24 protein-coding genes are annotated in these 23,502 nt (G+C 69.8%); 9 read left to right on the forward strand and 15 right to left on the reverse strand.

Going from position 1 to position 23,502, the window contains the following annotated elements; all coding sequences use genetic code 11:
• Positions 1–4 precede the first annotated feature (4 nt).
• From E1B00_RS11540 to E1B00_RS11555, 4 genes are read left to right on the forward strand one after another with little or no spacing between them, the layout of a single operon-like run.
• Positions 5–460 (forward strand): (2Fe-2S)-binding protein, encoded by a 456-nt coding sequence (locus E1B00_RS11540; protein WP_139448877.1) that lies wholly within the window; start codon positions 5–7, stop codon positions 458–460.
• Positions 461–518: 58 nt separating this feature from the next.
• The gene (locus tag E1B00_RS11545) at positions 519–2,681 is read left to right on the forward strand and encodes a xanthine dehydrogenase family protein molybdopterin-binding subunit (RefSeq protein WP_139448879.1); all 2,163 of its coding nucleotides are present in this window, start codon (positions 519–521) and stop codon (positions 2,679–2,681) included.
• A 10-nt stretch (positions 2,682–2,691) separates the two neighbouring features.
• Complete coding sequence (locus E1B00_RS11550; protein WP_139448880.1) at positions 2,692–3,255, forward strand: hypothetical protein; 564 nt, start codon at positions 2,692–2,694, stop codon at positions 3,253–3,255.
• Positions 3,256–3,296: 41 nt separating this feature from the next.
• Positions 3,297–3,698 carry a YfeK family protein gene (locus E1B00_RS11555; protein ID WP_139448882.1) on the forward strand — a complete coding sequence of 134 codons (402 nt, stop codon included), beginning with the start codon at positions 3,297–3,299 and terminating at the stop codon, positions 3,696–3,698.
• A 6-nt stretch (positions 3,699–3,704) separates the two neighbouring features.
• Here the strand turns inward: E1B00_RS11555 and yedA are convergent, their stop codons facing one another.
• The 5 genes from yedA to lipB form a co-directional block, all read right to left on the reverse strand.
• Positions 3,705–4,592, reverse strand: a complete 888-nt coding sequence (gene yedA, locus E1B00_RS11560; RefSeq protein ID WP_139448883.1) for a drug/metabolite exporter YedA — start codon at positions 4,590–4,592, stop codon at positions 3,705–3,707.
• The gene (locus E1B00_RS11565; protein ID WP_139448885.1) at positions 4,589–5,452 is read right to left on the reverse strand and encodes a bifunctional transcriptional activator/DNA repair enzyme AdaA; all 864 of its coding nucleotides are present in this window, start codon (positions 5,450–5,452) and stop codon (positions 4,589–4,591) included. Before E1B00_RS11565 ends, yedA begins: the two co-directional genes overlap by 4 nt.
• Before the next feature lie 56 nt (positions 5,453–5,508).
• Positions 5,509–7,677 (reverse strand): carboxy terminal-processing peptidase, encoded by a 2,169-nt coding sequence (locus tag E1B00_RS11570; RefSeq protein ID WP_139448886.1) that lies wholly within the window; start codon positions 7,675–7,677, stop codon positions 5,509–5,511.
• A gap of 107 nt (positions 7,678–7,784) precedes the next feature.
• Complete coding sequence (lipA, locus tag E1B00_RS11575; RefSeq protein ID WP_139448888.1) at positions 7,785–8,792, reverse strand: lipoyl synthase; 1,008 nt, start codon at positions 8,790–8,792, stop codon at positions 7,785–7,787.
• Between the two features lie 12 nt (positions 8,793–8,804).
• Positions 8,805–9,512 (reverse strand): lipoyl(octanoyl) transferase LipB, encoded by a 708-nt coding sequence (gene lipB, locus E1B00_RS11580; protein ID WP_139448890.1) that lies wholly within the window; start codon positions 9,510–9,512, stop codon positions 8,805–8,807.
• A gap of 122 nt (positions 9,513–9,634) precedes the next feature.
• Between lipB and E1B00_RS11585 the strand changes: the two genes are divergently transcribed.
• From E1B00_RS11585 to E1B00_RS11605, 5 genes are all read left to right on the forward strand, one after another.
• Entirely contained in the window at positions 9,635–10,255 is a 621-nt protein-coding gene (locus tag E1B00_RS11585; protein WP_139448891.1) for a hypothetical protein, read from the forward strand.
• Positions 10,256–10,427: 172 nt separating this feature from the next.
• Entirely contained in the window at positions 10,428–10,946 is a 519-nt protein-coding gene (locus E1B00_RS11590; RefSeq protein ID WP_139448893.1) for a hypothetical protein, read from the forward strand.
• A 191-nt stretch (positions 10,947–11,137) separates the two neighbouring features.
• Positions 11,138–11,662, forward strand: coding sequence for a hypothetical protein (locus tag E1B00_RS11595; RefSeq protein ID WP_139448895.1), 525 nt, complete (start codon positions 11,138–11,140; stop codon positions 11,660–11,662).
• A gap of 68 nt (positions 11,663–11,730) precedes the next feature.
• Complete coding sequence (locus E1B00_RS11600) at positions 11,731–12,363, forward strand: hypothetical protein (RefSeq protein ID WP_139448897.1); 633 nt, start codon at positions 11,731–11,733, stop codon at positions 12,361–12,363.
• Between the two features lie 81 nt (positions 12,364–12,444).
• Positions 12,445–12,975, forward strand: coding sequence for a hypothetical protein (locus E1B00_RS11605; protein ID WP_139448898.1), 531 nt, complete (start codon positions 12,445–12,447; stop codon positions 12,973–12,975).
• A 73-nt stretch (positions 12,976–13,048) separates the two neighbouring features.
• On the opposite strand, the gene E1B00_RS11610 is transcribed toward E1B00_RS11605, so the two are convergent.
• The 10 genes from E1B00_RS11610 to E1B00_RS11655 all read right to left on the reverse strand — a co-directional run bounded on the left by E1B00_RS11610 (position 13,049) and on the right by E1B00_RS11655 (position 23,444).
• Positions 13,049–13,327 (reverse strand): DUF493 family protein, encoded by a 279-nt coding sequence (locus E1B00_RS11610; protein ID WP_139448900.1) that lies wholly within the window; start codon positions 13,325–13,327, stop codon positions 13,049–13,051.
• Positions 13,328–13,377: 50 nt separating this feature from the next.
• Positions 13,378–14,499, reverse strand: a complete 1,122-nt coding sequence (locus E1B00_RS11615) for a GGDEF domain-containing protein (protein ID WP_139448902.1) — start codon at positions 14,497–14,499, stop codon at positions 13,378–13,380.
• Between the two features lie 167 nt (positions 14,500–14,666).
• Positions 14,667–15,893: a D-alanyl-D-alanine carboxypeptidase family protein gene (locus E1B00_RS11620; protein WP_139448903.1), complete on the reverse strand. Its 1,227-nt coding sequence runs from the start codon at positions 15,891–15,893 to the stop codon at positions 14,667–14,669.
• A gap of 68 nt (positions 15,894–15,961) precedes the next feature.
• Positions 15,962–16,894 carry a septal ring lytic transglycosylase RlpA family protein gene (locus tag E1B00_RS15900; protein ID WP_139448905.1) on the reverse strand — a complete coding sequence of 311 codons (933 nt, stop codon included), beginning with the start codon at positions 16,892–16,894 and terminating at the stop codon, positions 15,962–15,964.
• Positions 16,891–17,937: a lytic murein transglycosylase B gene (mltB, locus tag E1B00_RS11630; protein ID WP_139448907.1), complete on the reverse strand. Its 1,047-nt coding sequence runs from the start codon at positions 17,935–17,937 to the stop codon at positions 16,891–16,893. The genes E1B00_RS15900 and mltB overlap by 4 nt, the downstream gene beginning before the upstream one ends.
• Positions 17,938–17,996: 59 nt before the next feature.
• Positions 17,997–19,103: a rod shape-determining protein RodA gene (gene rodA, locus E1B00_RS11635; RefSeq protein ID WP_139448909.1), complete on the reverse strand. Its 1,107-nt coding sequence runs from the start codon at positions 19,101–19,103 to the stop codon at positions 17,997–17,999.
• Positions 19,100–20,962, reverse strand: coding sequence for a penicillin-binding protein 2 (gene mrdA / locus E1B00_RS11640; RefSeq protein ID WP_139448911.1), 1,863 nt, complete (start codon positions 20,960–20,962; stop codon positions 19,100–19,102). Before mrdA ends, rodA begins: the two co-directional genes overlap by 4 nt.
• Before the next feature lie 8 nt (positions 20,963–20,970).
• Complete coding sequence (mreD, locus tag E1B00_RS11645) at positions 20,971–21,459, reverse strand: rod shape-determining protein MreD (RefSeq protein WP_139448913.1); 489 nt, start codon at positions 21,457–21,459, stop codon at positions 20,971–20,973.
• Entirely contained in the window at positions 21,456–22,397 is a 942-nt protein-coding gene (gene mreC, locus E1B00_RS11650; protein WP_139448915.1) for a rod shape-determining protein MreC, read from the reverse strand. The genes mreD and mreC overlap by 4 nt, the downstream gene beginning before the upstream one ends.
• 9 nt (positions 22,398–22,406) lie before the next feature.
• Positions 22,407–23,444 carry a rod shape-determining protein gene (locus E1B00_RS11655; RefSeq protein WP_139448918.1) on the reverse strand — a complete coding sequence of 346 codons (1,038 nt, stop codon included), beginning with the start codon at positions 23,442–23,444 and terminating at the stop codon, positions 22,407–22,409.
• Positions 23,445–23,502 lie beyond the last annotated feature (58 nt).

Genomic DNA, 23,502 nt, shown 5'->3' on the forward strand with positions numbered 1-23,502 from the left:
CCCCATGAAGCTTTCCGTCAACGGAACAGAACACGAGGTCGACGCGCCGCAGGACATGCCCCTGCTCTGGGTCCTGCGCGACCTGATGGGACTGACCGGCACCAAGTTCGGCTGCGGCATCGCGCAATGCGGCGCCTGCACCGTGCACGTGGACGGCGCGCCGCTGCGCAGCTGCGTGACGCCGGCCAGCGCGGTCGCCGGCAAGGCCATCACCACCATCGAAGGCCTGTCGGCCGACGGCAGCCATCCGGTGCAGAAGGCCTGGGCCGAGCTCGACGTCGTGCAGTGCGGCTACTGCCAGTCCGGCCAGATCATGGCCGCGGCGGCCCTGCTCACCGTCGTCAACAATCCCGACGACGCCCAGATCGACGCCGCGCTCAGCGGCAACCTCTGCCGCTGCGGCACCTACCCGCGCATCCGCGCGGCCGTGCACCGCGCCGCCGAGATCGCCAAGACCTGACATCCGCACGCCCGCGCAGGCCGCGGGCGTCGACATTTCCGCTGCACGGAGGTCCACCGTGAACGCCGAGAACACCCTCTCCCGCCGCAAGTTCCTCAAGGCCAGCGCCCTGATCGGCGGCGGCCTGGTGGTCGCCTTCGTCGTGCCGGGCGCGAAGCGGTTCGCGTTCGCGCAGGAACCGGCGGCGGCCAGTGCCGGCTTCGTGCCCAACGCCTTCCTGCGCATCGGCGCCGACGACAGCGTCACCGTGCTGCTGGCGAACTCGGAAATGGGCCAGGGCATCTGGACCACGCTGTCGATGCTGATCGCCGAAGAGCTCGACGCCGACTGGACGAAGATCAAGGCCGAACACGCGCCGGCGGCGCCGGCCTACGCCAATCCCGTGTTCGGCATGCAGGGCACCGGCGGCTCCACGACGACCTGGGCGCAGTTCGACAATTACCGCAATGCCGGCGCCACCGCGCGCGCCTTGCTGGTGCAGGCCGCAGCCGCACGCTTCGGCGTGCCGGCGTCGGATTGCCGCACGGAAAACGGCGAAGTCATCGCCGGCGAACAGCGCGCGCGTTTCGGCGAACTGGCCGACGACGCCGGCAAGCTCGCCGCGCCGGCCCAGGTCGCGCTGAAGGACCCGAAGGACTGGAAGCTGATCGGCAAGGGCGCCAAGCGCCTGGACGGCCTGGACAAGATCACCGGGCGCGCGGTGTTCGGCATGGATGTGCAGTTCGACGGCCTGCTTACCGCCCTGGTGGCGCGCGCGCCGGTGTTCGGCGGCAAGCTGGTCACGCTGGACGACAGCGCCGCCAAGGCGGTGCCCGGCGTACGCCATGTGGTGCAGGTGCCGAGCGGCGTGGCCGTGGTTGCCGATCATTTCTGGGCCGCCAAGCTCGGCCGCGACGCGCTCAAGCTCGAATGGGACCTCGGGCCGCACGCCGGCCTCGACTCCGGCGCCCTTCGCGCGGAGTTCCAGCGCCTCGCCGGCACCGAAGGCACGCGCGCCGCGGATGCCGGCGACGCCGCCGCGGCCCTGGCCAAGGGCGGCAAGCAGGTGGAAGCCGAATACGCGGTGCCCTACCTGGCGCACGCGCCGATGGAGCCGCTCAACTGCACGGTGAAGATCGGCGCCGACCGCTGCGATGTCTGGACCGGCACGCAGTTCCAGACCCTGGACCAGGGGCATACGGCGCGCATCACCGGACTCAAGCCCGAGCAGGTCTTCATCCACACCACCTTCCTCGGCGGTGGCTTCGGCCGGCGCGCGACCGCGGAATCGGACTTCGTGGTCGAGGCCGTGCACGTGGCCAAGGCCGCGGGCGCGCCGGTGAAGACCGTCTGGACCCGCGACGACGACATCCGCGGCGGCTACTACCGTTCGGCCTTCCTGCACCGCGCGAAGGTGGCGCTGGGCGAGGACGGGCTGCCGACCGCCTGGCACCAGGTGCTGGTCGGCCAGTCGCTGGCGGCGGGCACGCCGATGGCGCCGATGATGATCCACAACGGCGTCGACCACACCTCGGTGGAAGGCGTGGCCGATTCGCCCTACCTCAAGTCCGTCGCCGACCGCCGGGTCGAACTGCATTCGCCGGAGACCGGGGTGAAAGTGCTGTGGTGGCGCTCGGTCGGCCACAGCCATACCGCGTTCGCGATGGAGTCGCTGGTGGATGAGCTGGCGCAGGCGGCAGGCCAGGATCCGGTCGAATACCGTCGCGCGCTGCTCAAGAACGAGCCCCGGCATCTGGGCGTGCTGAACCTGGCCGCCGAAAAGGCCGGCTGGGGCAGCCCGCTGCCCGAAGGCCGCGCCCGCGGCATCGCCGTGCATGCCTCCTTCGGCAGCTTCTGCGCGCAGGTGGCCGAGGTGTCGCTGGTGGACGGCGCGCCGCGCGTGCACCGGGTGGTGGTGGCGGTGGACTGCGGCATGGCGGTCAATCCCGACAACGTCGCCGCGCAGATGGAGTCCTGCGTGGCCTTCGGTCTCAGCGCCGCGCTGCACAGCCGGCTGAGCTTCAAGGACGGCCGCGTGCAGGAATCGAACTTCCACGACTTCCGCATCCTGCGCCTGGCCGAGATGCCGGTGGTCGAAGTCCACATCCTCAACAGCGGCGAGAAGATGGGCGGCATCGGCGAAACCGGCGTGCCGCCGGTGGCGCCCGCGGTCGCCAACGCCGTGTTCGCACTCACCGGCCAGCGCCTGCGCGAACTGCCGCTGCAACTGGCTGCGGGCTGAGTAGACGACCATGCGCAAGCTGCTGCCGATCGTCCTCGCCCTGCCGCTGGCCGCCTGCGGCCCGTCCGCCGAAGAGCGCGCGGCCGGCGTCGCCGCCTTCGCCACCGTGCAGCAGGTGTTCCAGCACCCGCGCTGCCAGAACTGCCACATCGAAGGCGATGCACCGCTGCAGTTCGACGCCGGCCTGCTGCACGCGCAGAACGTGGCGCGCGGCCCCGAGGGCAAGGGCGCGCCCGGCCTGCCCTGCAGCGCCTGCCACGGCGAAACCAATCCGCCGGCAAGTTACGGGCCGCATGCGCCGCCCGGCGCGCCGCACTGGCAGCTGCCGCCGCCGGACATGAAGATGGCCTGGATCGGGCTGCCGCCGGCCGAACTCTGCGCGATGGTGAAGGACGAAGCCCGCAACGGCGGCCGCGATTTCGCCGCGCTCACCAAACACGTCAGCGAGGACGCGCTGGTGCTGTGGGGCTGGAACCCGGGCGGCGAGCGCGCGCCGGTGCCGGTGCCGCACGCCGAGTTCATCGCCGCGTTCACCACCTGGGCCAACGCCGGCGGGCCCTGCCCGGAAGGTTGATCGTGGGCCTGGCCGCCGCTCGGCGACAGGCCGGTGCCGGCATGCGCTTTCCTGACTGCAGCCGCGGATTGCGGACCTTCACCCTGCTGCTCGCGCTGGTCCTGGCGGCTCCCTTGCCGGCACAGGCGACGCCCGCGGACGCAGAGCGCGAGATCACCGCCCTGATCGCCGGCCTACGCGATTCGCCCTGCCGCTTCCAGCGCAACGGCCGCTGGCACGACGGCGCGCGCGCCGCCGCGCACCTGCGCCGCAAATACGACTACGTGCGCGAGCGTGGCGGCGTGGACAGCGCCGAGGCCTTCATCGAACTCGCCGCTTCGCGCAGCAGCTTCACCGGCCGTCCCTACCGCGTGCAGTGCGGCGAAGCGGCGGCCATCGACGCGGGCGCCTGGTTCCGCGCGCGCCTGGCCCTGCTGCGTGGACCGAAACCGCGCGGGTCCTGAGCTGCCTTACGTCACGCGCGCTTTGGCGCGGGTGATGATCACCACGCCGAGCAGGATCACCGCCATCGCGCCGACCGCGTCCCAGCCCACGCGCTCGTGCAGCAGCAGCGCGCCCAGCAGCACCGCGATCGGCGGGTTGACGTAGGCGTAGCTGGTCGCCAGCGCCGGCCGCACGTGGTGCAGCAGCCAGACGTAGGCGCTGAAGCCGACGATCGACCCGAAGGCCGCGAGGTAGCCGACCGCCAGGGTCGCCTTCAGCGGCGGCACTTCGACGATGCGTTCGCCCAGCGCCAGGCCGAGCACGCCCATCGCCACGCCGCCGCACAGCATCTGCGCCGCCGTGCTCATGAAGGGCGCCGGCAGGTCGCGACCGCGGCTCCACACCGAACCCCAGGCCCAGGCGATCGGCGCCAGCAGCAGCGCGACCATGCCGACTGCGCTGGCGCGCATCTCGCCGTCGAAGTTGAGCCAGACCACGCCGAGGAAACCGATCACCAGGCCGGTCCACTCGCCGCGGCTGGGATGCTGGCCACGCAGCATGCCGAACAGGCCGGCCCACAGCGGCATCGAGGCCACCGCCACCGCCGCCAGACCCGACGACACCGTCTGTTCGGCAACATTCACCAGGCCGTTGCCCAGCAGCATCATGAACAGGCCCATGATCGCCGCGTTTTTCCACTGCGCACGGGTCGGCGGCGCATGGCCGCGCCAGCGCAGGAAGGCGTAGAACACCAGGCTGGCCGCAACGAAGCGCAGGCTGCCCATCAGGAAAGGCGGATAACCTTCCAGGCCGACGCGGATCGCCAGATAGGTGGAGCCCCAGACCAGGTACACCGACGCCAGGGCCAGGCCGACCGCCAGGGCCGAGGGTGCCGCGGATTTTCCAGCACTCATGCGCGGCTCTTTTTTCCTTCCCTGTGCCGTGCCGATTCTGCCGCAAGCAGGCCCTGCTTGCGCGGCAGGCCCCAGCGATAGCCGCCGGGCGTGCCGTCGCCGCGGATCACGCGGTGGCAGGGCACCAGCACCGCGACGCGGTTGCTGGCGCAGGCGCGCGCGACGGCGCGGGCGGCGCGCGGCGCGCCGAGCTCCTGCGCGAGTTCGGCATAGCTGCGGGTTTCGCCGGCGGGGATGCGCATCAGCGCCGACCAGACGCGCTGCTGGAAGGCGGTGCCGATCAGCTCCACCGGCACCTGGCCGTCCTTCTGCGCCAGCGCGTCGGCGACCGCGCGCAGGCGCGGCGCCAGGAACTCGTCGCGGCCGCTGTCCACGCGCTGCAGCTCGGCGCGCGGGAATTCGGCGCGCAGCTCCGCTTCCAGCGCGGCCGCGTCGTCGCCGAGCGACACCGCGCAGACGCCGCGTTCGGTGGCCGCGACCAGGGCCAGGCCCAGGGCGGTGTCCACCAGCGACCAGCGGATCTGCAGGCCCTCGCCGCCGCGGCGGTAGGCCAGGGGCGCCATGCCCAGGCGGGCGGCGCCGTCTTCATACACGCGGCTCGGCGAACCGTAGCCGGCCTCGTACAGCGCCTGGGTCACGGCCTGGCCTTCGCGCAGGCCGCGCTTGAGCGTCTGCAGGCGGCGCTGGGCGCGGTATTCGGCCGGGCTCAGGCCGAACTGCTCGCGGAACTTGCGCTGCAGGTGGCTGGGGCTGAGGCCGACGGCGGCGCCGAGCTGGGCCAGGCCCAGGTCGTCCTGGTCCAGCAGGCGGCGGGCGCGGTCGAGGCGGCGGTCGGGGGTGGCGATGGCGTGGCTGTCCATGCGCCCAGACTAGCCGGCGCCGTCGGGCACCGGCTATCCGGATGTTGCGGTTTCGCTTATTCGGCCCAGACCGTCGGCTGGCGCGTCACCGGCAGCACCTGGGCGGTGAGCTGGCGGTCGGCCGACAGCAGGTCGAGCGCATCGGCCAGGATCGCCGCCGACTCGCGCAGCAGAGGATCCGGGCGGTTCTTGGCGGCCTCTTCCTCGGCGGCCTGCTGGGCGACGCTGCGCTCGCTGGCGGCCAGGCCGTCGTCGTCGCGCGCGAGGCTGGCGACATCGATGCCGGCGGCCTTGCGCTCGGCCTCGCGCTGCTTGCGCTCGGCGGCCAGGCGGTCACGCTCGGCGGCGCGCACGGTTTCGTTGAGCGAGAGGGTCTTCTTGTCACGCTCGGCGCGGAAGGTCGCGACGTCTTCGGCCCACCAGCGGAACTCGCGATCGGTGGCCACGCGCGCCTTGTGCTGCTGCAGCAGCTGCGGACGCAGCGCGGCCAGGTTGCCCAGGTTGCCGTGCGGCGCGCGGGCAATGCGGGTCGCCGGCAGTGCGTTGTCGTAGGTGCTCTCGCCGTACTCGCTGGCGTCCAGGCTGACCGGGAAGGCCAGGTCGGGCAGCACGCCGGCATGCTGGGTGGTGCCGCCGTCGACGCGGAAGAACTGCGCCACGGTCAGCTTCACCTGGCCGAACTTGGCCTGGTCCTTGCGCGGGAAGCGGTCGAGGTCAATGAGACTTTGCACCGTGCCCTTGCCGAAGGTCGGCTCGCCGATGATCAGGCCGCGACCGTAGTCCTGGATCGCGGCGGCGAAGATCTCCGAGGCCGAGGCCGAGCTGCGGTTCACCAGCACGGCCAGCGGGCCGTCCCAGGCCACGCCGGTCATGTCGTCGGATTCCACGCTGACGCGGCCGCCGGTCTCGCGCACCTGCACCACCGGGCCCTGGTCGATGAACAGGCCGGTGAGTTCGACGGCCTCCAGCAGCGAGCCGCCGCCGTTGTCGCGCAGGTCGATCACCACGCCGTCCACCTTCTCGGCGCGCAGCTCGCGCAGCAGTCTGGCGACGTCGGCGGTGGCCGAACGCGCGTCCTTGTCGCCGCGGCGCCGGGCTTCGAAGTCCAGGTAGAAGGTCGGCAGTTCGACCACGCCGATGCGGCGGTCGCCGATGTCGATCACGCGCTTCTGCGCCGCCTGCTGCTCGAGCTTGACCTTGTCGCGGATGATGCTGATCGGCTGCGGCTTGGCGTCGGTGCCGGCCTCGGCGGGCAGCACGTCCAGGCGGACCTGGGTGCCCTTCTTGCCGCGGATCAGCGCGACCACATCGTCGATGCGCCAGCCCACCACGTCCACCATCGGGCCGCTGGCGCCCTGGCCGACCGCGACCACGCGGTCGCCGACCTTGAGCTTGCCGCCGTTGTCGGCCGGACCGCCCGGCACGATGGTGCGGATGACCACGAATTCGTCCTGGCGCTGCAGCACGGCGCCGATGCCCTCGAGCGAGAGCCGCATCTGCATGTTGAAGTTCTCGGCGCTGCGCGGCGCCATGTAGCTGGTGTGCGGATCGATCGAGGTCGCGTAGGCGTTCATGAACGACTCGAACACGTCGTCGCCGCGCAGCTCGTGCACACGCTCGGCCAGGCCGGCGTAGCGCTTGTCCAGGGTCTTGCGGATCTCGGCCTGGTCGCGGCCGGCGAGCCGCAGGCGCAGCGCGTCGTTCTTGACGTACTTGCGCCAGGCTTCGTCGAGCTCGGCGGCGTTGGCGGCCCAGCGTGCGTCCTCGCGGTCGTAGGCCCAGGTCTCGTTGCTGCTGAAGTCGAAGGGCTTGGCCAGCAGGCGGCGCGCGTGGGCGACGCGCTCGTCGACGCGCTGCAGGTAGGTCTTGAAGATTTCGTAGGCCGGGTCGAGGCGCTGGTTCTTGATCGCGTCGTCGTGGCCGTTGCGGTAGGCCTCGAAGCGGGTGATGTCGGCCTGGGTGAAGAACAGCTTCTGGCTGTCGAGCGATTCCAGGTAGCGGCGGTGGATCTCGGCCGACAGCGCATCGTCCAGCGGCTTGGCGCGGTAGACGTAGCGGCTGTCGGACAGGATGCCGTAGACCAGGCGCGCGGCCGCGGCCTGTTCGGCACTGGGGCTGAGCTCCTCGAGGCTGGTCGGGGCGCTGCCGCCGGGGGCGGAACTGGCGGCCACGGCCAGGGCCAGCGGCAGGGCGGCGGAGAGGGCGATCAGCTTGTGCTTGAGCATGGGGAGCTTCCGGGAATCAGGGGGTCAGCTTGCGCCCCCGGGGACGGCGGGGCCTGTGCCGATAGTGCTATCGAAGCCGTGCGTCCCGAGCATACCCCCGCCCTTGTTCAGGCGGGGTCAGCAACGAACCCGGCTTCAGCCGCCATTCGGTCGGCATGGTAGGACGAGCGCACCATCGGGCCGGAGGCCACGTGGGTGAAGCCCATCGCCAGGCCTTCGACCTCCAGGGCCTTGAATTGTTCCGGGGTCCAGTACGCCATCACCGGATGGTGGTGCGGCGTCGGCTGCAGGTACTGGCCGATGGTGACCATGTCCACGTCGTGGGCACGCAGGTCGCGCAGGGCGCCCAGCACCTGGTCCCAGGTCTCGCCCAGGCCCAGCATGATGCCGCTCTTGGTCGGCACGTCCGGGTGCTGGGCCTTGAAGCGCTGCAGCAGCTGCAGCGACCAGTCGTAGTCGGCGCCCGGGCGCACGTTCGGGTACAGCTCGCGCACCGTTTCCAGGTTGTGGTTGAACACGTCCGGCGGATTCGTGGCCAGGATCTCCAGCGCGCGGTCCATGCGGCCCTTGCCGCGGAAATCGGGCGTGAGGATCTCGATCTTGAGGTTCGGCGACAGCGCGCGCGCCTCGCGGATGCAGTCGGCGAAATGCTGGGCGCCGCCGTCGCGCAGGTCGTCGCGGTCCACCGAGGTGATCACCACATAACGAAGGCCCATGTCGGCGACGGTGCGCGCCAGGCTGGCCGGCTCGCCGGCGTCGGGCGGCTTGGGCCGGCCGTGGGCGACGTCGCAGAAGCTGCAGCGGCGGGTGCAGACCTCGCCCAGGATCATGAAGGTCGCGGTGCCGTGGCTGAAGCACTCGTGGATGTTCGGGCAGCTGGCCTCCTCGCAGACGGTGACCAGGCGGTTCTCGCGCAGCTTGGACTTGAGCTTGGCGACCGCGTTGCCGGCCGGAATGCGGACCCGGATCCAGCTGGGTTTACGCAGGACCGGCGCGTTTTCGTCGAACTTGACCGGGCTTTTACCGATCTTGTCGCCGCCCAGCTGCTTCGCACCCTCGACCAGGGGGGAACCCAGCACCTGCAGGGGAATGGTCTTGGCGGCGGGGTCGGACATGGGCGCGGGGACTCAGGCGGGCGGGGTCAGGTCGGGCGGTTCGGGCGAAAATCGGGGCCTCAGGCCCAGCTGGGCGGACAGGGCCGCGACCAGGGCCGGCTTGAGCGCAGCCGGGTCGCCGGGGCCGCCCAAGTCTAGCACCGAGGTCACTTCCAGCCCCTGGAAACCGCAGGGATTGATGCGCCGGAACGGCTCCAGGTCCATGGCCACGTTGAAGGCCAGGCCGTGGAAGCTGCAGCCGCGGCGGACCCGCAGGCCCAGGGCCATCACCTTGGCGCCGTCCACGTAGATGCCGGGCGCGCCCTCCTTGCGGACCGCGGCGATGCCCTGCGCGGCCAGCACGTCGATCACGGCCTGTTCGATCCGGCAGACCAGTTCGCGCACGCCCAGGCCCAGCCGGCGCAGGTCCACCAGCGGGTAGGCCACGATCTGGCCAGGGCCGTGATAGGTCACCTGGCCGCCGCGGTCGACGTTGATCACCGGAATGTCGCCCGGCGCCAGCACGTGTTCGGGTTTGCCGGCCTGGCCCAGCGTGAACACCGGATCGTGTTCGACCAGCCACAGCTCGTCTTCGGTGTCGGGGCCGCGGGCGTCGGTGAGGCGCTGCATCGCGCGCCATACCGGCACGTAGGGCTGACGGCCGAGTTCACGCACCGCCCATGCCCGGCCCGCATCGCCGGCGCAGGCAGATGTGGCTTCGGGGCAGGACGCGTTCAGCATGTCTGGGCTCGCAGGGGAACTTCGGCGGAGCGACATGATATCCGCTCCCGCCGAGGGAAATGTCCGAAAAGCCCGCCATGCATCGTTCTACTGGGAACCCCACGCTCCGGAGTTCCTCGAATATGCAACCGCTCGTCAAAGGCCTCCTGGCTGTCGCCATCTTCGCTGCCGGCATCGGCACGGTGATGCTTCTGGTCAAGGAAAGTCCCGCCACGATGTTGTCCGCCGACGGCGATGGCGACCGCATGGACCGGATCGAGCGCGAGCAGGAGAAGCGCTACGCCGAACTCAACGCGAAGCTTGACCGGCTCGCGGCGCATCTTGAGCGCGGCGCTTCGCCATCCGCGCCTCGCCGTTCGCCGCCGGCGCCGGTGCTCGACCTCGAGGCCGCCGCGGCGAAATCGCGCGACGTGCGCGCCGAACTCGAGCAGTCCGTCCTGTCCGAGCCGGTGTCGCCGCAGTGGGCCCTGGAAACGTCGCGCAGCATCGAGGCGGCGCTGGCTTCGGCCGATATCCGCGAAATCGGCGCCGAGCCTCCGCTGGGCCAGACCATCGAATGCCGGAGCACGATGTGCCGGATCGAAATGGTGTTCTCCAATCCCGATCACGCCATCGATGCAGGCACCGTTCTGAACATGGGCATCGCCGATCGCCTTCCTTACACCCGCGCAGTGCGCGATACGCTGCCGGATGGCAGCACGCAGATGATCGTCTATGCGTATCGCGACCGTCCCAAGTCGTGAGCATGTCCGCATGCGGCGCGCGCTTGCGTTCTTGTACACGTAGACGAAATTGACACGGGCGCGCATGTAGGCGCGGACCCCAAACAAAACAGACCTCAACCCCGACCGGGAGGATCAACGGCCTGATGGCTTCGATCCCGCACGGCGGCATTGTGCAACCAAGGAGCCAACCATGTCCAAGTCCATCTCTCGCCTCGCCGCGGCCGTCATCACGCTGACCGTGTCGCAGGCCGCGCTCGCAGACAGCAAGACCGTCGGGCCGAGCCAGTGCCAGCCCTACGGCCAGTCGTCGTCCTACGACACCCTGGCGATCCGCGCCGACGGCGTTCAGAACAAGACCACGAACACCAACAAGTACGTGATCTGCCCGCTCGACCGCGATGCCGAAAGCAGCTGGACTGCCGAGAACGGCATGGGGATGATCGTGTACTTCGTCTACACCGGCAACGGCACGATCCAGTGCACCCTCACGGTCGGCACCGATGTCGCGGGCGTCGACGACGGCCCGGTCGCAGTCTCCGCCAACGCCGTTCCCTATGTTGGGAACCTGTGGGCGATCCAGTTCGAAGAACGCGCTGGCGAGTCGTTCCAGCCGGCGACGATGACCTGCCGCCTCCCGCCCCAGGCCAAGCTGAGCTTCTACCAGTACAGCGAAGACACCGCGACCAACCCGGCTCCGCCGGCCCCGTGATTCGTCGCCGCGCCAGTGGAGCGCGGCCTCGTTCACCCGGTCTTCCGCAAGGTTTGCCAGCCGGCGGGACTCACCCGCCGGCCCCCCGGGGGCTAAGCGCTTCTTCGTCCCGCCGGTGACATCTCCACCGACACCCACCCCTTGAGGCCCGAACCCGATTCGGCGCCTCTCCCAATCGATCCGGAGCTCCGATGAACGCCAAGATCCTTGCCGCTGTCCTGCTGCTGACGGCGCCGCTGTCCGCACAAGCCGATTCCGACGCCAAGATGATCAGCCCGGGCCTTTGCCAGCCGTACGGCCAGACGTCGACCTACGACACCCTGGCGATCCGCGCCGACGGCATCCAGAACAAGACCACCAATTCCAACAAGTACTTCATCTGCGGCGTCGGCCGCGACGGCGAGTCGGCCTGGGATCCCGAAGGTGAAGGCGGCCAGTCGATGCTGCTGTACTTCGTCTACGAAGGAAACGGCAGCATCCAGTGCACCCGCACCATCGGCACCGACCTGGGCGACTACAACGTCGTGCCCGGCCCGGTCTCCGACACCGTCAACGCGGTGCGCGCGGTGCCCTACAACCTCTGGGTTGCGACCTTCCCGGAGGCAGCGGGCGACAGCTTCCAGGCCGCGACGTTCACCTGCCGCATTCCGCCGCAAGCCAAGTTCTCGTTCGCCCAGGTCTACGAGAGCGTCGGCACCGACACCATCGACCCGTAACCGCGTCCTCACGACGCAGGCACGGTCGGAGCGGCCCTCGTGCCGCTCCGGCCAATGGACGGACTGGAATGAATACTGCGCTCAAGATCATGGCGTCTGCCGTTTGCCTGGCCGCAGCCGCCGCTGGCGGTTATGGCCTGTCGCGCCTGCAGACGCCCGCGGCCGCGGCCGCGGAAGCAGACAACGGCCTGGCCGCCCAGCTGGCCGAACAGGCGCTCAGGCAGCAGGCGCTTGAAGAGAAGCTGGACAGGCTCGTGGCCGACATCCAGGGGCGCCGCGCGTCGGCATCGGAGCGCTCGCGAGAACAGGACGGCGCAGCGAGCCGGCAGACCCTGAGCGAGCGCATCGCCGCGTCCCGCATCGCCTCCGAAGCGCTGCAGTCGTCGCTGGAGAACCGGGTCGCCAACGAAGCGGTCTCGCCCGCCTGGGCGCTCGCGACCACCCGCCAGATCGAGGAGTCGCTGAGCGCCGAACACCTGCAGGAAGTGGGAGCCACCCCCCCGCTGCAAAGCAGCATCGAATGCAGAAGCTCCATATGTCGAATCGAGATGGTCTATGACAATCCGGGCAGCATCGGCGAAGCCGCTCTGATGCTGGGCATGGCCATCAACGAAGACCTTCCGTTCACCCGGTCCTTCCAGGTGTCGCTTCCGGACGGAAGTACCCAGATCGTTGTTTACGCCACTCGGAAGCAAATTTGATACTGAACTGAAAAGGCGCTGTCCCGAGGTTTCCTTCCAGAAAACTGCGGTCACAGCATCGTGGCCAACCCGGAGTCCACCATGAAGACAAGAAGTACGCTTTCCGCCGCACTCTCGATTTCCTTGCTTTCAGGCTTGGCGCTTTCCAACGCACATGCCGCCAACGACAACAAGCAGTTCAGTCCTGCCGAATGCCAGCCGTATGGCCAGACGTCGACCTACGACACCCTGGCGATCCGTGCCGACGGCGTCCAGAACAAGACCACCAACACCAACAAGTACACGATCTGCCCGATCGTGCACGACGCGGACGGGTCCTGGAGCGCGGATTCGGGGCTTACGGTTGTCCTGGTTTTTGCGTACGCGGGGAACGGCACGATCGAATGCACCCTGACGGTGGGCATCGACACGGCTGGCATCCAGCTTCCGGCCACCCAGACCGTGGCCGCGTCCCCCTTCCTTGCAGGCCTGAAGATCATCAACTTCACGGAAATGAGCGGCACGAGCGAGCAGCCCGGCACCGTCGTGTGCCGCCTTCCGCCCGGCGCGAAGCTGAGCTACATCCGATCGGGGGAGGAGGCGGAGACGGATACCGATCCGCCGGCCCCCTGACTCGCAGTTTCACCGCTGAGAAACAGGAAGCCGCCCATCGGGCGGCTTCTTTTTTGTCCCATGCAGCGGCCCTTCAAAGCGTCCACTTCACGGCCGGGTGCTCGCGCAGGGCGCCGTGGGCGGCGTCGTAGTCCTCGCGCGAGTGCGCCTCAAAGACCAGGGTCACCGAGACGTAGTTGCCCTTGGTCGAGGGCTTGATGCGGGTGCGGTCGGGATAGACCGTCAGGCCCAGGGCCTCGAGCACCATCGGCATGACCAGGTGCAGGTCGGCGTCGGTGGCGCCCATGGCGCTGATCTCGAACACACCGGGAAACTGGAAGCCGTGCTCGGGGTTGTCGGACTGGATGCTCATGCCCACCATTATGGGGCCGGAGGACCGGTGTCCCAAGCCCGCCGGGCGGCTCAGGCGCCGTCGATGCGGACCCGGTCGCGGCCTTCGGCCTTGGCCCGGTACATGGCCCGGTCGGCGGCCCGGTAGAGCTCGGCGCCGTCGGCCGGCGAGCGGCCGTCGGCACCGGCCACGCCGATGCTCACCGAGACGCCGATCGGGCCTTCGCGCAGGCGCAGCGGCCGCTCGGCCAGGCTGCGGCGGAAGGCCTCGGCCACGCCGGCGGCCTCGCCCGTGGACACGCCGGGCAGCAGCACCGCGAACTCCTCGCCGCCCAGTCGGGCCAGATGCGCATCCGGCGACACGAACAGCTCGCGCATGCGCTCGGCGAAACGCGCCAGGCAGACGTCGCCGGCCTCGTGGCCGTGGTCGTCGTTGATGCGCTTGAAGTGGTCGATGTCGAGCACCAGCAGGGTCATCGGTGATCGCGAACCCTGCGCGTCGGCCGAGCGCCGCTCGAGCACGCCGCTGAAGTGGCGACGGTTGGCCAGGCCGGTCAGCGGGTCGGTGCGGCTGAGCTGTTCGTACTGGTCGCGCTGGTGCCGCAGTGCCTCGTCCATGTCGAGCCGGTGTTCGTACTCGCGGTGACTGCGGAACAGGATGAGCACTACATAGACCAGATAGACGGCCATCGTCACCGTGATCGCCAGCGCATCACGGTCCAGGGCCAGCAACACCGGCGCCGGCAGGTAGATCAGCGCGATGCCGAGCAGGGCGCGCTCGCGGCGCATGCTGAAGTTGTGCGCGTAGGCGGTGGCGTAGGCGATCGAGCACAGCAGCGCCGCCGGGCGCGCCGGTTCGAAAGCAGGATCGAGCAGGGCCCAGGACAGCACGGCGCCCCACAGCGCCGACGTCGCCAGCACCACCGTCCACTGCCGGTCCAGCCACGCGGCCTGGAGCGCGGCCGGCTGTTCGGACGAGGGGGCGCGCATCACGAAGCGCAGCGCCGCCAGCACCAGGAACGCCGCGGCGATCAGGCCGCCGGCCACCGGGTGGTCCGAATACACCGAGGCGAAGCCGCCGACCACGGCCCAGCCGGCGAGATAGAACACGCCGCCCAGCAGCACGCGCTGCCGGGTGTCGGCCACTTCGCGGATCAGGCGCAGGCGCGCGTCATCACCACCGCCCTCTTCCATCGGACATGCCCCCTGCATGTGTCGCCGGCGGCTGCGGGAGCCGGCATACGGCCCGATTCTGTCACGACCGGCGCCGCGCGCGCTGCAACCGTGCGCAAAGAAAAAGGGGCCGGCTCGCGCCGGCCCCGCATCCATTCAGCCCGGCCTTCAGGCCCGGCCTGCGGAACTCATTCGCCTTCCCACCAGAGCCAGAAGTCGTCGTTCATGCGGCTGAAGAAACCGCCCTCGGCGACGTCGGCCAGCGCGACCAGGGGACGCTCGGCCACCACCTTGCCGTCCAGCGACAGGCGCAGGGTACCGATCTGCTGGCCTTTGGCGATCGGGGCCAGCAGCTGCTTGGGCACGTCCATGCTGGGCTTGAGCTCGGCATAGCGGCCGCGCGGCACGGTCACGCGCAGGGCCTCGGTGACGCCGAGCGGCACGCTTTCCACTTCGCCGCGCCACAGCTTCTGGTCGGCCACCTTGGCACCGGCGTCGTAGACGCTGTGGGTCTCGAAGAAGCGGAAGCCCCAGTTGAGCAGGGCCAGGTTGCCTTCCTCGCGCAGCTTGAAGCCGTCGGCCTTGCTCTGGGTGTCGATGCCCAGCACCACCGAGATCAGGCGCTGGTCGCCGCGCTGGGCCGAAGCGGCCAGGCAGTAGCCAGCGGCCGAGGTGTGGCCGGTCTTGAGGCCGTCGACGCTGGCGTCCTTCCACAGCAGGCCGTTGCGGTTCCACTGCTGGATGCCACCGTAGGTGAACTCCTTGATCTTGTAGAGCGCGTAGTGGTCCGGGAACTGGCTGATCAGCGCGCGCGAGAGGACGGCGATGTCGCGCGCCGTCATCACGTGGCCCGGCGCCGACAGGCCGTGCGCATTCTCGAAGTGCGAGTTCTTCATGCCCAGGCGCTGGGCATAGCGGTTCATCAGGTCGACGAAGGCGGCCTCGCTGCCGGCCACGTGTTCGGCCAGGGCGATCGCGGCGTCGTTGCCCGACTGGATGACCAGACCATGCAGCACGTCGTCGAGCTTCACTTCGGAATTGATCGCCAGCGCGCTGTAGCTGCCGTCGGTGCCGGCGCCGCCGGAGCGCCAGGCGTTTTCGCTGATGCGCACCATGTCGGTGGGCTTGACCTTGCCGGCGGCCATCTCGGCGGCCACCACGTAGGACGTCATCACCTTGGTGATGCTAGCCGGCTCCAACGCCTGGTCGATGTTCTCGCCTGCCAGCACCTGGCCGCTGGTGTGGTCCATCAGGATCCAGGCCTTGGCCTGGGCCGGCACCGGCGCGGTCGGGGTCGGCGCCGCTTCGGCGGGCGCGGGGGCCGGAGCGGCCGGGGTCGGGACCGGCGTCTGGGCGAAGGCGGCGGTGGCGACGAAGGCGGCCAGCGCGAGGGGCAGGAAACGGGAGGCGGACATCCGGGAGTAGCTCCAATACATGGGCAGGCGCGGGCGCCGGCCGGGAAAAGTGAGGGTAATGCTAGCCCTTATTCGCTGAATACTCGCGGGCTGGGCAGGCCCAGGCGGCGAATGCGCTCGAGCACGCCGTCGACCGAACGCGGCGCCAGCGGACCCACGCGCACCCGCCAGACCTTGCCGCCCTCGACCCGCACGTCCTCGATGCTGACGTCGTCGATGCCGGCATCCTCGAGCTGGCCGGCGATGCGGCGGGCATTGTCCTTGTCGCGGTAGGCGCCGACCTGCACCACCTGGCGGCGCGATGGATCGGCCGCCTGCGGGGGCGGCGAGACCGCGATGTCGGCGCCGCCGGTGAGCGCGCGCACCTCGACCCGGGCGGTGCCGGTGCGGTCCACGCCCAGCTTCACCGCCGCGGCATAGCTGAGGTCGATGATGCGGCCGGCGTGGAAGGGGCCGCGGTCGTTGACGCGCACCACCGCACTGCGGCCATTGTCGAGGTTGGTGACGCGCACGTAGCTCGGCAACGGCAGCGTCTTGTGCGCGGCGCTGAAGCTGCACATGTCGTAGACCTCGCGGCTGGAGGTCTGCCGGCCGTGGAACTTCTGGCCGTACCACGAGGCGATGCCGCGTTCGGAATACCCCTCGGCGCTGGGCAGCACGCGGTAGCTTTTGCCCAGCACGGTGTAGGGCGAGCGATTGCCGTAGGCGGAGGCCGGCTCGGCGCGCGGCACCGGTTCGGGGATGCCGCTGATGTCGAGCGCGTGTTCGGGCGCGCTGTCGCTGACGCCGGGCGCGTACAGGCCGCCGGGCGTGTAGTCCTCGTCGCGGTGTTCGCGCACCTGCACGCAGGCCGGTGGCACCGCGGACGCAGGCGGCGCGGCTTCGGCGGCCGAGCGCGGCGCATCGGCGCGCGGCTCGGCGGCGGGCGGAACGGGCTTCACCGGCTTGTCGGCGCAGCCTGCGAGCAGCGCCAGCATCAACAGCCCCGGCGCGAACCTCATGGGGCGACGGCGGGCGCCGCGCCCGCGGCGATCTCGCGGGAAAGCTGGTACACCGCCATCGCGTACATCGGCGAACGGTTGTAGCGGGTGATGGTGTAGAAGTTGCGGAAACCGAGCCAGTGTTCGGTGCCGGCGTTGCCTTCGAAGGTCACCAGGGTGGCGGCGAGGTCGTGGCCCTGCGCGACCGCCGGCCGGTAACCCTTCTCGCCCAGTTCGGCCAGGCTGTACTTGGCCTCCAGCGTATCGGGCACGAACGGCGCGGCGCCTTCGGCGGCCTGCGCGAGCGCCACCACCGGCTCGTCCTTCTTCCAGCCGTGGGCCACGAAATAGTTGGCGACCGAAGCGAACACGTCGGGCAGCGAACCGAACAGGTCGCGGCGGCCGTCGCCATCGCCGTCGCGCGCGTAGGCGCGGTAGCTCGAGGGCATGAACTGGCCGTAGCCCATCGCGCCGGCGTAGCTGCCCTTGAGCTGGGCGAGGTCGAGCTTCTCCTCCTTCGCCAGCAGCATCACCTGCGCCAGCTCGTCGCGGAAGAACTTGCCGCGCATGGTTTCGCGTTCGACCTTGGCCGGGTCGCCGCTGACCGGATAGAAGAAGCCCAGCGTGTAAAGCGCGTCGAGCACGCGGTAGCTGCCGGTGTTGCCGCCGTAGCTGGTCTCGACGCCGATGATGGCGACCACCATTTCGGCCGGCACGCCGGTGTCGGCGGCGACCTTGTCCAACGCCGCGCGGTGCCGGGCCAGGAAGGCCTGGCCGTCGGCGATACGGCGGTCGGTGATGAAGATCGGGCGGTAGTGTTTCCAAGGCTTCACCGCCTCGGCCGGGCGCGACATCGCGTCGACGATGCTCTGCCGGTATTCGGACTGCGCCAGCCAGGCCTCGATCTCGTCTGCCGCCAGGCCATATTTCTCCCCGGCCTCGGCGACGAAGGCGGCCCGCACCGTGGCGTCCGGCCTGGGCGCGGCGGCGGCATCCTGGGCGGAAACGCTGGCGGCGGCCAGGACGAGCAGAGCGGCGAGCAGGCGGGAAACGATTCGGGGCATGGCGGTTCTTGGCTCCTGGATGCGGCAATTTACCACGCGTTTTTGCGGGCCGGCCGGGCTCAGGCGTGGGTCTTTCGGTGCGCCTGCGCCGACATCACCATGCCGAAGCCCGCCAGCAAGGACACCGCCGAGGTGCCGCCGTAGCTCAGCAGCGGCATCGGCACGCCGACCACCGGCAGCAGGCCGGCGACCATGCCGCCGTTCACCAGCACGTAGACCGAGAAGGTCATCGCCAGGGCGCCGGCCAGCAAGCGCGAATAGCTGTCGCGGGCTTCCGCGGCGATCCACAGGCAGCGGCCGACAATGAACAGGTACAGCCCGAGCAGGGTCACCACGCCGACCCAGCCCCATTCTTCGCTGAGCACCGAAAAGATGAAGTCGGTGGTGTGTTCGGGCAGGAAATCCAGGTGCGCCTGGCTGCCCTGCCCCCAGCCCTTGCCGCTGAGCCCACCCGAGCCGATCGCGATCTTGGATTGGATGATGTTCCAGCCCGTACCGAGCGGATCGGATTCGGGGTTCATGAAGGTCAGGATGCGGTCGCGCTGGTAGGGCATCAGGAACATCCAGCCCACCGGCAGCGCCGCCAGACCCAGCCCCGCGAACAGGCCGATGCGCCACCAGGCGATGCCGGCCAGGAACAGCGCGAAAACGCCGGAGGCCGCCACCAGCATGCCGGTGCCGAGGTCGGGCTGCAGGATGATCATGCCCACCGGCAGGCCGATGATGCCCGCCGAGACCGCCAGCGTGCCCCAGCGCGGCGGCAGCGGCACCGAATGCAGGTACCAGGCCAGCATCATCGGCACCGACAGCTTCAGCAGTTCGCCCGGCTGCAGGTAGAACACGCCCAGATTGAGCCACAGGTTGGCGCTGCGGCCGGAGCCGAACACGAACACCAGCGCCAGCAGCACCAGGCTCATCGCATAGGCCAGCGGCGTCCACAGCCGCAGTTTTCCGGGCGGCAGCCGCGAGATCAGCACCATCGCGCCCACGCCCACCGCGAAACGGACGCCCTGGGACAGCACCAGGCGCGAGTTTTCGCCCGAGGCGCTGGCCAGCACGACCAGGCTGATGAGCATCACGCACAGCAGGGCCAGCAGCAGCGGCAGGTCCACCTTTTCCAGCAGGCGGGCCGCGAGGTCCCGGAGCCAGCGCAGGAAGTCGATCATCGCGTGGTGTCCTCCGGCGGCGGCAGCAGCCAGGCATCGAGGATGCGCCGCGCCACCGGCGCCGCCGCACCCGAGCCCGAGCCGCCGTGTTCGACCAGCACGGCGACCGCTATCGTCGGCTTTTCCGCCGGCGCGTAGGCGATGAACCAGGCCTGGTGCCGCAGGTGGTAGGGAAGTTTCTTGGGGTCCATGCGCTCCAGCCCCTTCCGGCTGGTGCGTTGCGCTGTGCCGGACTTGCCGGCCATGCGGTAGGCGGCGCCTGCGGCCGAGGCCCGGCCACTGCCGGTCGGGCCGTGCATCACGGCGACCAGGCCTTCATGCACGGCGGCCAGGTTGGCGTCGTCTTTCACCACGCGCACGCCGGGTGGCTGCGGTTCCGAAACTTTCGGTGCGTTGAAACCCGCCTGGCTCGCGCGCACCAGGTGCAGGCGATGGCGCAACCCGCCGTTGGCGAGCATCGCGGTTGCCTGGGCCATCTGCAGCGGCGACGTCACCCAGTAGCCCTGGCCGATGCCGACGTTGACGGTGTCGCCGGGGAACCAGTCCTGGTTGAAGCGGCCGCGTTTCCAGCTGCGCGAGGGCCGCACGCCGGAAATTTCGCCGGCCAGGTCGATGCCGGTCGGTTCGCCGAAACCGAGCCGGCCCATGAAGCTGTCGATGCGGTCCACGCCCAGCTCGACCGCCAGCTTGAAGTAGTAGGTGTTCACCGACTGCGCCAGCGATTCGGTCAGGTTCACGGTGCCGTGGCCGCCCGGCCGCCAGTCGCGGTAACCGCGCGCCTGGCCCGGCAGGAAGAACTCGCCGGTGGACAGCACGGTCTCCTCCGGCGTGATCAGGCCTTCCTCCAGCCCCGCCAGCGCCATGAACGGCTTGATGGTGGAACCGGGCGGGAAGCCGCCGAGCACGTTGCGGTTGAACAGGGGCCGCGCCGGCGCCTGCAGCGCCTGCCAGTCGGTGTGGCTGATGCCGTTGATGAACAGGTTCGGGTCGTAGCCCGGCAGGCTGACCATGCCCAGGATCTCGCCGGTGGCCGGGTCCACCGCCACCGCCGCGCCGTCCTGGCCGGCGAAGGCATCCACCATCGCCTGCTGCAGGCGCGCGTCCACACTCAGCCAGAGGTCGGCGCCGGGTTTGGCGTCGTGCCGCCGCAGCACGCCGAGCGCGCGGCCTTCGACATTGGTCTCGATTTCCTCGTAACCGATCTCGCCGCGCAGGCGTGGTTCGTAATAACGCTCGATACCGGCCTTGCCGATGTGGGTGAGCGCGGCGTTGCGGCTGTCGCCCATCGCCTCGAGGTCGGCGACGTCCACGCGGCCGACATAGCCGATGATGTGCGAGAACAGTTCGCCATAGGGATAGCGCCGGGTCAGGTAGGGCACCACTTCCACGCCGGGGAATCGGTGCCGGTTCACCGCCAGGCGCGCCAGTTCGCCCTCGTCCAGGCGCAGCTTGAGCGGGATCGGACGGAAGCCGCGGGTGGCGCGGCGGGTTTCGCGGAAACGCTCGAGATCCTCATCGTCCAGCCGGACGAGGGCCGCGAGTCCGGTCAGCGTGGCTTCGAGGTTCGCGACCTGCTCGGGCACGATCTCGAGCCGGTAGGCCGGCACGTTGTCGGCCAGCAGGCGGCCGTTACGGTCGTAGATCAGTCCGCGCGCCGGCACGATCGGACGCGGCTTGATCCGGTTGGCCTCCGAACGGGTCTGATATTCCTCGTGCTGCAGCACCTGCAGCCGGAAATAGCCCGCGGCCAGGCCCAGCATCGCCAGGGCGATGCCCAGGAAACCCAGCACCGCCCGGCGGCGGAACTGCTCGGCCTCGGCATGCAGGTTCTTCAGCTTCTGCCGGCGCAGCGGTTTCATGCGCGCACTCAGCCGGTACGCTCGCGCAGGCGCAGGCGCAGTTCGTCCAGCAGCAGGAACAGCCAGGGCCAGAGGGCAAATCCCAGCACCGGCGACAGCCAGGTGCTCCACGGCGGCGCGCCGTCACCGGCGGCCAGGTGGATGGCGAGTGCGATCAGTCGATCGTTGACCAGCAGCGCGAACACGGCCAGCGCCTGTTGCCACAGCGGGAAAAAGCGCAGCCGCGCGCGGAAACGCTGCACCAGGAAGGCCAGCACCACCAGTCGCATCGCCTGTTCGCCCAGCAAGGTGCCGGCGACGATGTCACCCAGCAGGCCCACCAGGAAAGCCGTGCCCAGGCCGACGTTGTCCGGGGCCTCCAGCAGCCAGTAGCAGAGCAGCATCGCCAGCAGATAGGGCCGGGCCAGGTTCAGGCCGAGCGGAAGCGGCAGCACCAGCACCAGCAGGCCGCAGAACAGGCTGCCGTATAGCACCCAGGCCGACGGGGTGCGGGTCATGTGCGCGGCTCCCCCGCGGTGGACGTTTCGGCGGCGGGCGCCGCGTCCTGCGCGGGCGCCTCCGGCGGCGGCGGGACCGGCGGGCCCGCATCGGCCTCGTCGACCGCGTTGCTGACCAGCAGCACTTCCAGGCCGCGGTCCAGCCGCGCCGCGGGCCGGGCCTCGGCCACCACGAACAGACGGGTTTCGTCCGGATGCAGGCGCTCGACCGTGCCGACCGGGAAGCCGGCCGGGAATCGCCCGCCGATGCCCGAGGTCACCAGGCGGTCGCCGACACGAATGTCGGCGCTCTGCGGGATGTTGGGCAGGTTGAGGCGGTCGGTGCGGCCGGTGCCGAATGCGATCGTGCGCAGGCCGGAGCGTGCCACCTGCACCGGGATGGCGTGTTCGGGGTCGGTGAGCAACAGGGCGGTGGCGCGGTGCGGGGTCACTTCGATCACCTGCCCGAGCACGCCGCCGGCATCGATCATCGCCTGCCCCACCACGACACCGTCGTTGCTGCCGGCTTCCAGCAGCACGCGCTGGCGCGAAGGATCGAGATCGACCCCGGTGATGCCGACCAGCTTGGCGGACAGACGATACCCGCGCGTTCCCCCCAGCAGTTCGCGCAGGCGCTGGTTTTCCTCGGCAACCGCGGCGAGACGGTGCAGCCGGCTGGCATTGACCTGCAACTCGCGGCGCAGCGTTTCGTTCTCCTGCTGCAGCTGGTTGCGCGAAGCGACGATGTCGCCGGCGCCCTCGGCCAGGCGACCGGGCGCGGCCGCCAGCCACCACACCGGTTCCGCCAGCACCGACAAATGCCGGCGCGCCTGCGCGCCGAAACCACCGCGCTGGTCGGCGACCATCAGCAGGGTGGCGAGGGCCAGGTAGGCCAGCAGCGGCAGGGTGCCGCCGGCACTGTCACTCAGCCGCGCGGCGGGAGAACCGGGATAGGCCAAGGCGGCGGATCACTCCGCCGAGAAGAACTCGTTGCCGTGCATGTCGATCAGCTCCAGCGCCCGGCCGCCACCGCGGGCGACGCAGGTGAGCGGATCATCGGCGACGTGCACGTGCAGGCCGGTTTCCTCGGAGATCAGCTTGTCCAGGTCGCGCAGCAACGCGCCACCACCGGTAAGCACGATGCCGCGCTCGGCGACGTCGGCGCACAGTTCCGGCGGGGTCTGCTCCAGCGCCTGCTTGACCGCGCTGACGATGCCGCTGAGCGGTTCGTGCAGGGCTTCGAGCACTTCGTTGGAGTTGATGACGATCATGCGCGGCACGCCTTCGGCGAGGTTGCGACCGGAGACTTCCATCTCCTTGACCTGTGCCTGCGGGAAGGCGCAACCGATCTCGAGCTTGATGCGCTCGGCGGTGGTTTCACCGATCAGCGTGCCGTGGTTGCGGCGCACGTAGTTGATGATGGCGTCGTCGAAGCGATCGCCGCCGATGCGCACCGACTGCGAATAGACGATGCCGTTGAGCGAAATCACCGCGACTTCCGAGGTGCCGCCGCCGATGTCGATGACCATCGAACCGCGCGCCTCGTCGACCGGGATGCCGGCGCCGATCGCCGCGGCCATCGGTTCTTCGATCAGGTAGACCTCGCGCGCGCCGGCCTCTTCCGCCGACTCCTTGATCGCGCGGCGCTCGACCTGGGTCGAACCGCAGGGCACGCAGATCAGCACCCGCGGGCTGGGCCGCAGGAAGCGCGAGGTGTGCACCTTCTTGATGAACTGCTTGAGCATCTCTTCGGTGTGGGTGAAGTCGGCGATGACGCCGTCCTTCATCGGGCGATGCGTGGTGATGTTGCCCGGCGTGCGGCCGAGCATCTTCTTGGCCTCGGCGCCGACGGCGGCGACCTCGCGGCCGCCCTGGCCATGGCGCACGGCCACGACGGAGGGCTCGTTCAGGACGATGCCCTGGCCGCGGACGAAGATGAGGGTATTGGCGGTGCCGAGGTCGATCGACAGGTCGTTCGAAAACAGGCCGCGGAGCTTCTTGAACATCTGGGGGAAGCCTGTGAAATGGGGGTTTCGGGGATTGGCTAGGGTATCAACCACCCCC

It is taken from the genome of Arenimonas terrae, from assembly GCF_006265115.1.
Taxonomy (GTDB): domain Bacteria; phylum Pseudomonadota; class Gammaproteobacteria; order Xanthomonadales; family Xanthomonadaceae; genus Arenimonas; species Arenimonas terrae.

Coding starts and splice junctions, on each gene's coding strand:
- E1B00_RS11540 (WP_139448877.1), top strand. CDS start 5: ATGAAGCTTTCCGTCAACGGAACAGAACACGAGGTCGACGCGCCGCAG.
- E1B00_RS11620 (WP_139448903.1), bottom strand. CDS start 15,893: ATGTCCGCCTCCCGTTTCCTGCCCCTCGCGCTGGCCGCCTTCGTCGCC.
- E1B00_RS11555 (WP_139448882.1), top strand. CDS start 3,297: ATGCGCTTTCCTGACTGCAGCCGCGGATTGCGGACCTTCACCCTGCTG.
- E1B00_RS15900 (WP_139448905.1), bottom strand. CDS start 16,894: ATGAGGTTCGCGCCGGGGCTGTTGATGCTGGCGCTGCTCGCAGGCTGC.
- mreD (WP_139448913.1), bottom strand. CDS start 21,459: ATGACCCGCACCCCGTCGGCCTGGGTGCTATACGGCAGCCTGTTCTGC.
- lipA (WP_139448888.1), bottom strand. CDS start 8,792: ATGTCCGACCCCGCCGCCAAGACCATTCCCCTGCAGGTGCTGGGTTCC.
- E1B00_RS11610 (WP_139448900.1), bottom strand. CDS start 13,327: ATGAGCATCCAGTCCGACAACCCCGAGCACGGCTTCCAGTTTCCCGGT.
- lipB (WP_139448890.1), bottom strand. CDS start 9,512: ATGCTGAACGCGTCCTGCCCCGAAGCCACATCTGCCTGCGCCGGCGAT.
- mltB (WP_139448907.1), bottom strand. CDS start 17,937: ATGCCCCGAATCGTTTCCCGCCTGCTCGCCGCTCTGCTCGTCCTGGCC.
- mrdA (WP_139448911.1), bottom strand. CDS start 20,962: ATGAAACCGCTGCGCCGGCAGAAGCTGAAGAACCTGCATGCCGAGGCC.
- E1B00_RS11585 (WP_139448891.1), top strand. CDS start 9,635: ATGCAACCGCTCGTCAAAGGCCTCCTGGCTGTCGCCATCTTCGCTGCC.
- E1B00_RS11600 (WP_139448897.1), top strand. CDS start 11,731: ATGAATACTGCGCTCAAGATCATGGCGTCTGCCGTTTGCCTGGCCGCA.
- E1B00_RS11550 (WP_139448880.1), top strand. CDS start 2,692: ATGCGCAAGCTGCTGCCGATCGTCCTCGCCCTGCCGCTGGCCGCCTGC.
- E1B00_RS11595 (WP_139448895.1), top strand. CDS start 11,138: ATGAACGCCAAGATCCTTGCCGCTGTCCTGCTGCTGACGGCGCCGCTG.
- E1B00_RS11615 (WP_139448902.1), bottom strand. CDS start 14,499: ATGGAAGAGGGCGGTGGTGATGACGCGCGCCTGCGCCTGATCCGCGAA.
- E1B00_RS11590 (WP_139448893.1), top strand. CDS start 10,428: ATGTCCAAGTCCATCTCTCGCCTCGCCGCGGCCGTCATCACGCTGACC.
- E1B00_RS11655 (WP_139448918.1), bottom strand. CDS start 23,444: ATGTTCAAGAAGCTCCGCGGCCTGTTTTCGAACGACCTGTCGATCGAC.
- E1B00_RS11605 (WP_139448898.1), top strand. CDS start 12,445: ATGAAGACAAGAAGTACGCTTTCCGCCGCACTCTCGATTTCCTTGCTT.
- E1B00_RS11570 (WP_139448886.1), bottom strand. CDS start 7,677: ATGCTCAAGCACAAGCTGATCGCCCTCTCCGCCGCCCTGCCGCTGGCC.
- yedA (WP_139448883.1), bottom strand. CDS start 4,592: ATGAGTGCTGGAAAATCCGCGGCACCCTCGGCCCTGGCGGTCGGCCTG.
- rodA (WP_139448909.1), bottom strand. CDS start 19,103: ATGATCGACTTCCTGCGCTGGCTCCGGGACCTCGCGGCCCGCCTGCTG.
- E1B00_RS11565 (WP_139448885.1), bottom strand. CDS start 5,452: ATGGACAGCCACGCCATCGCCACCCCCGACCGCCGCCTCGACCGCGCC.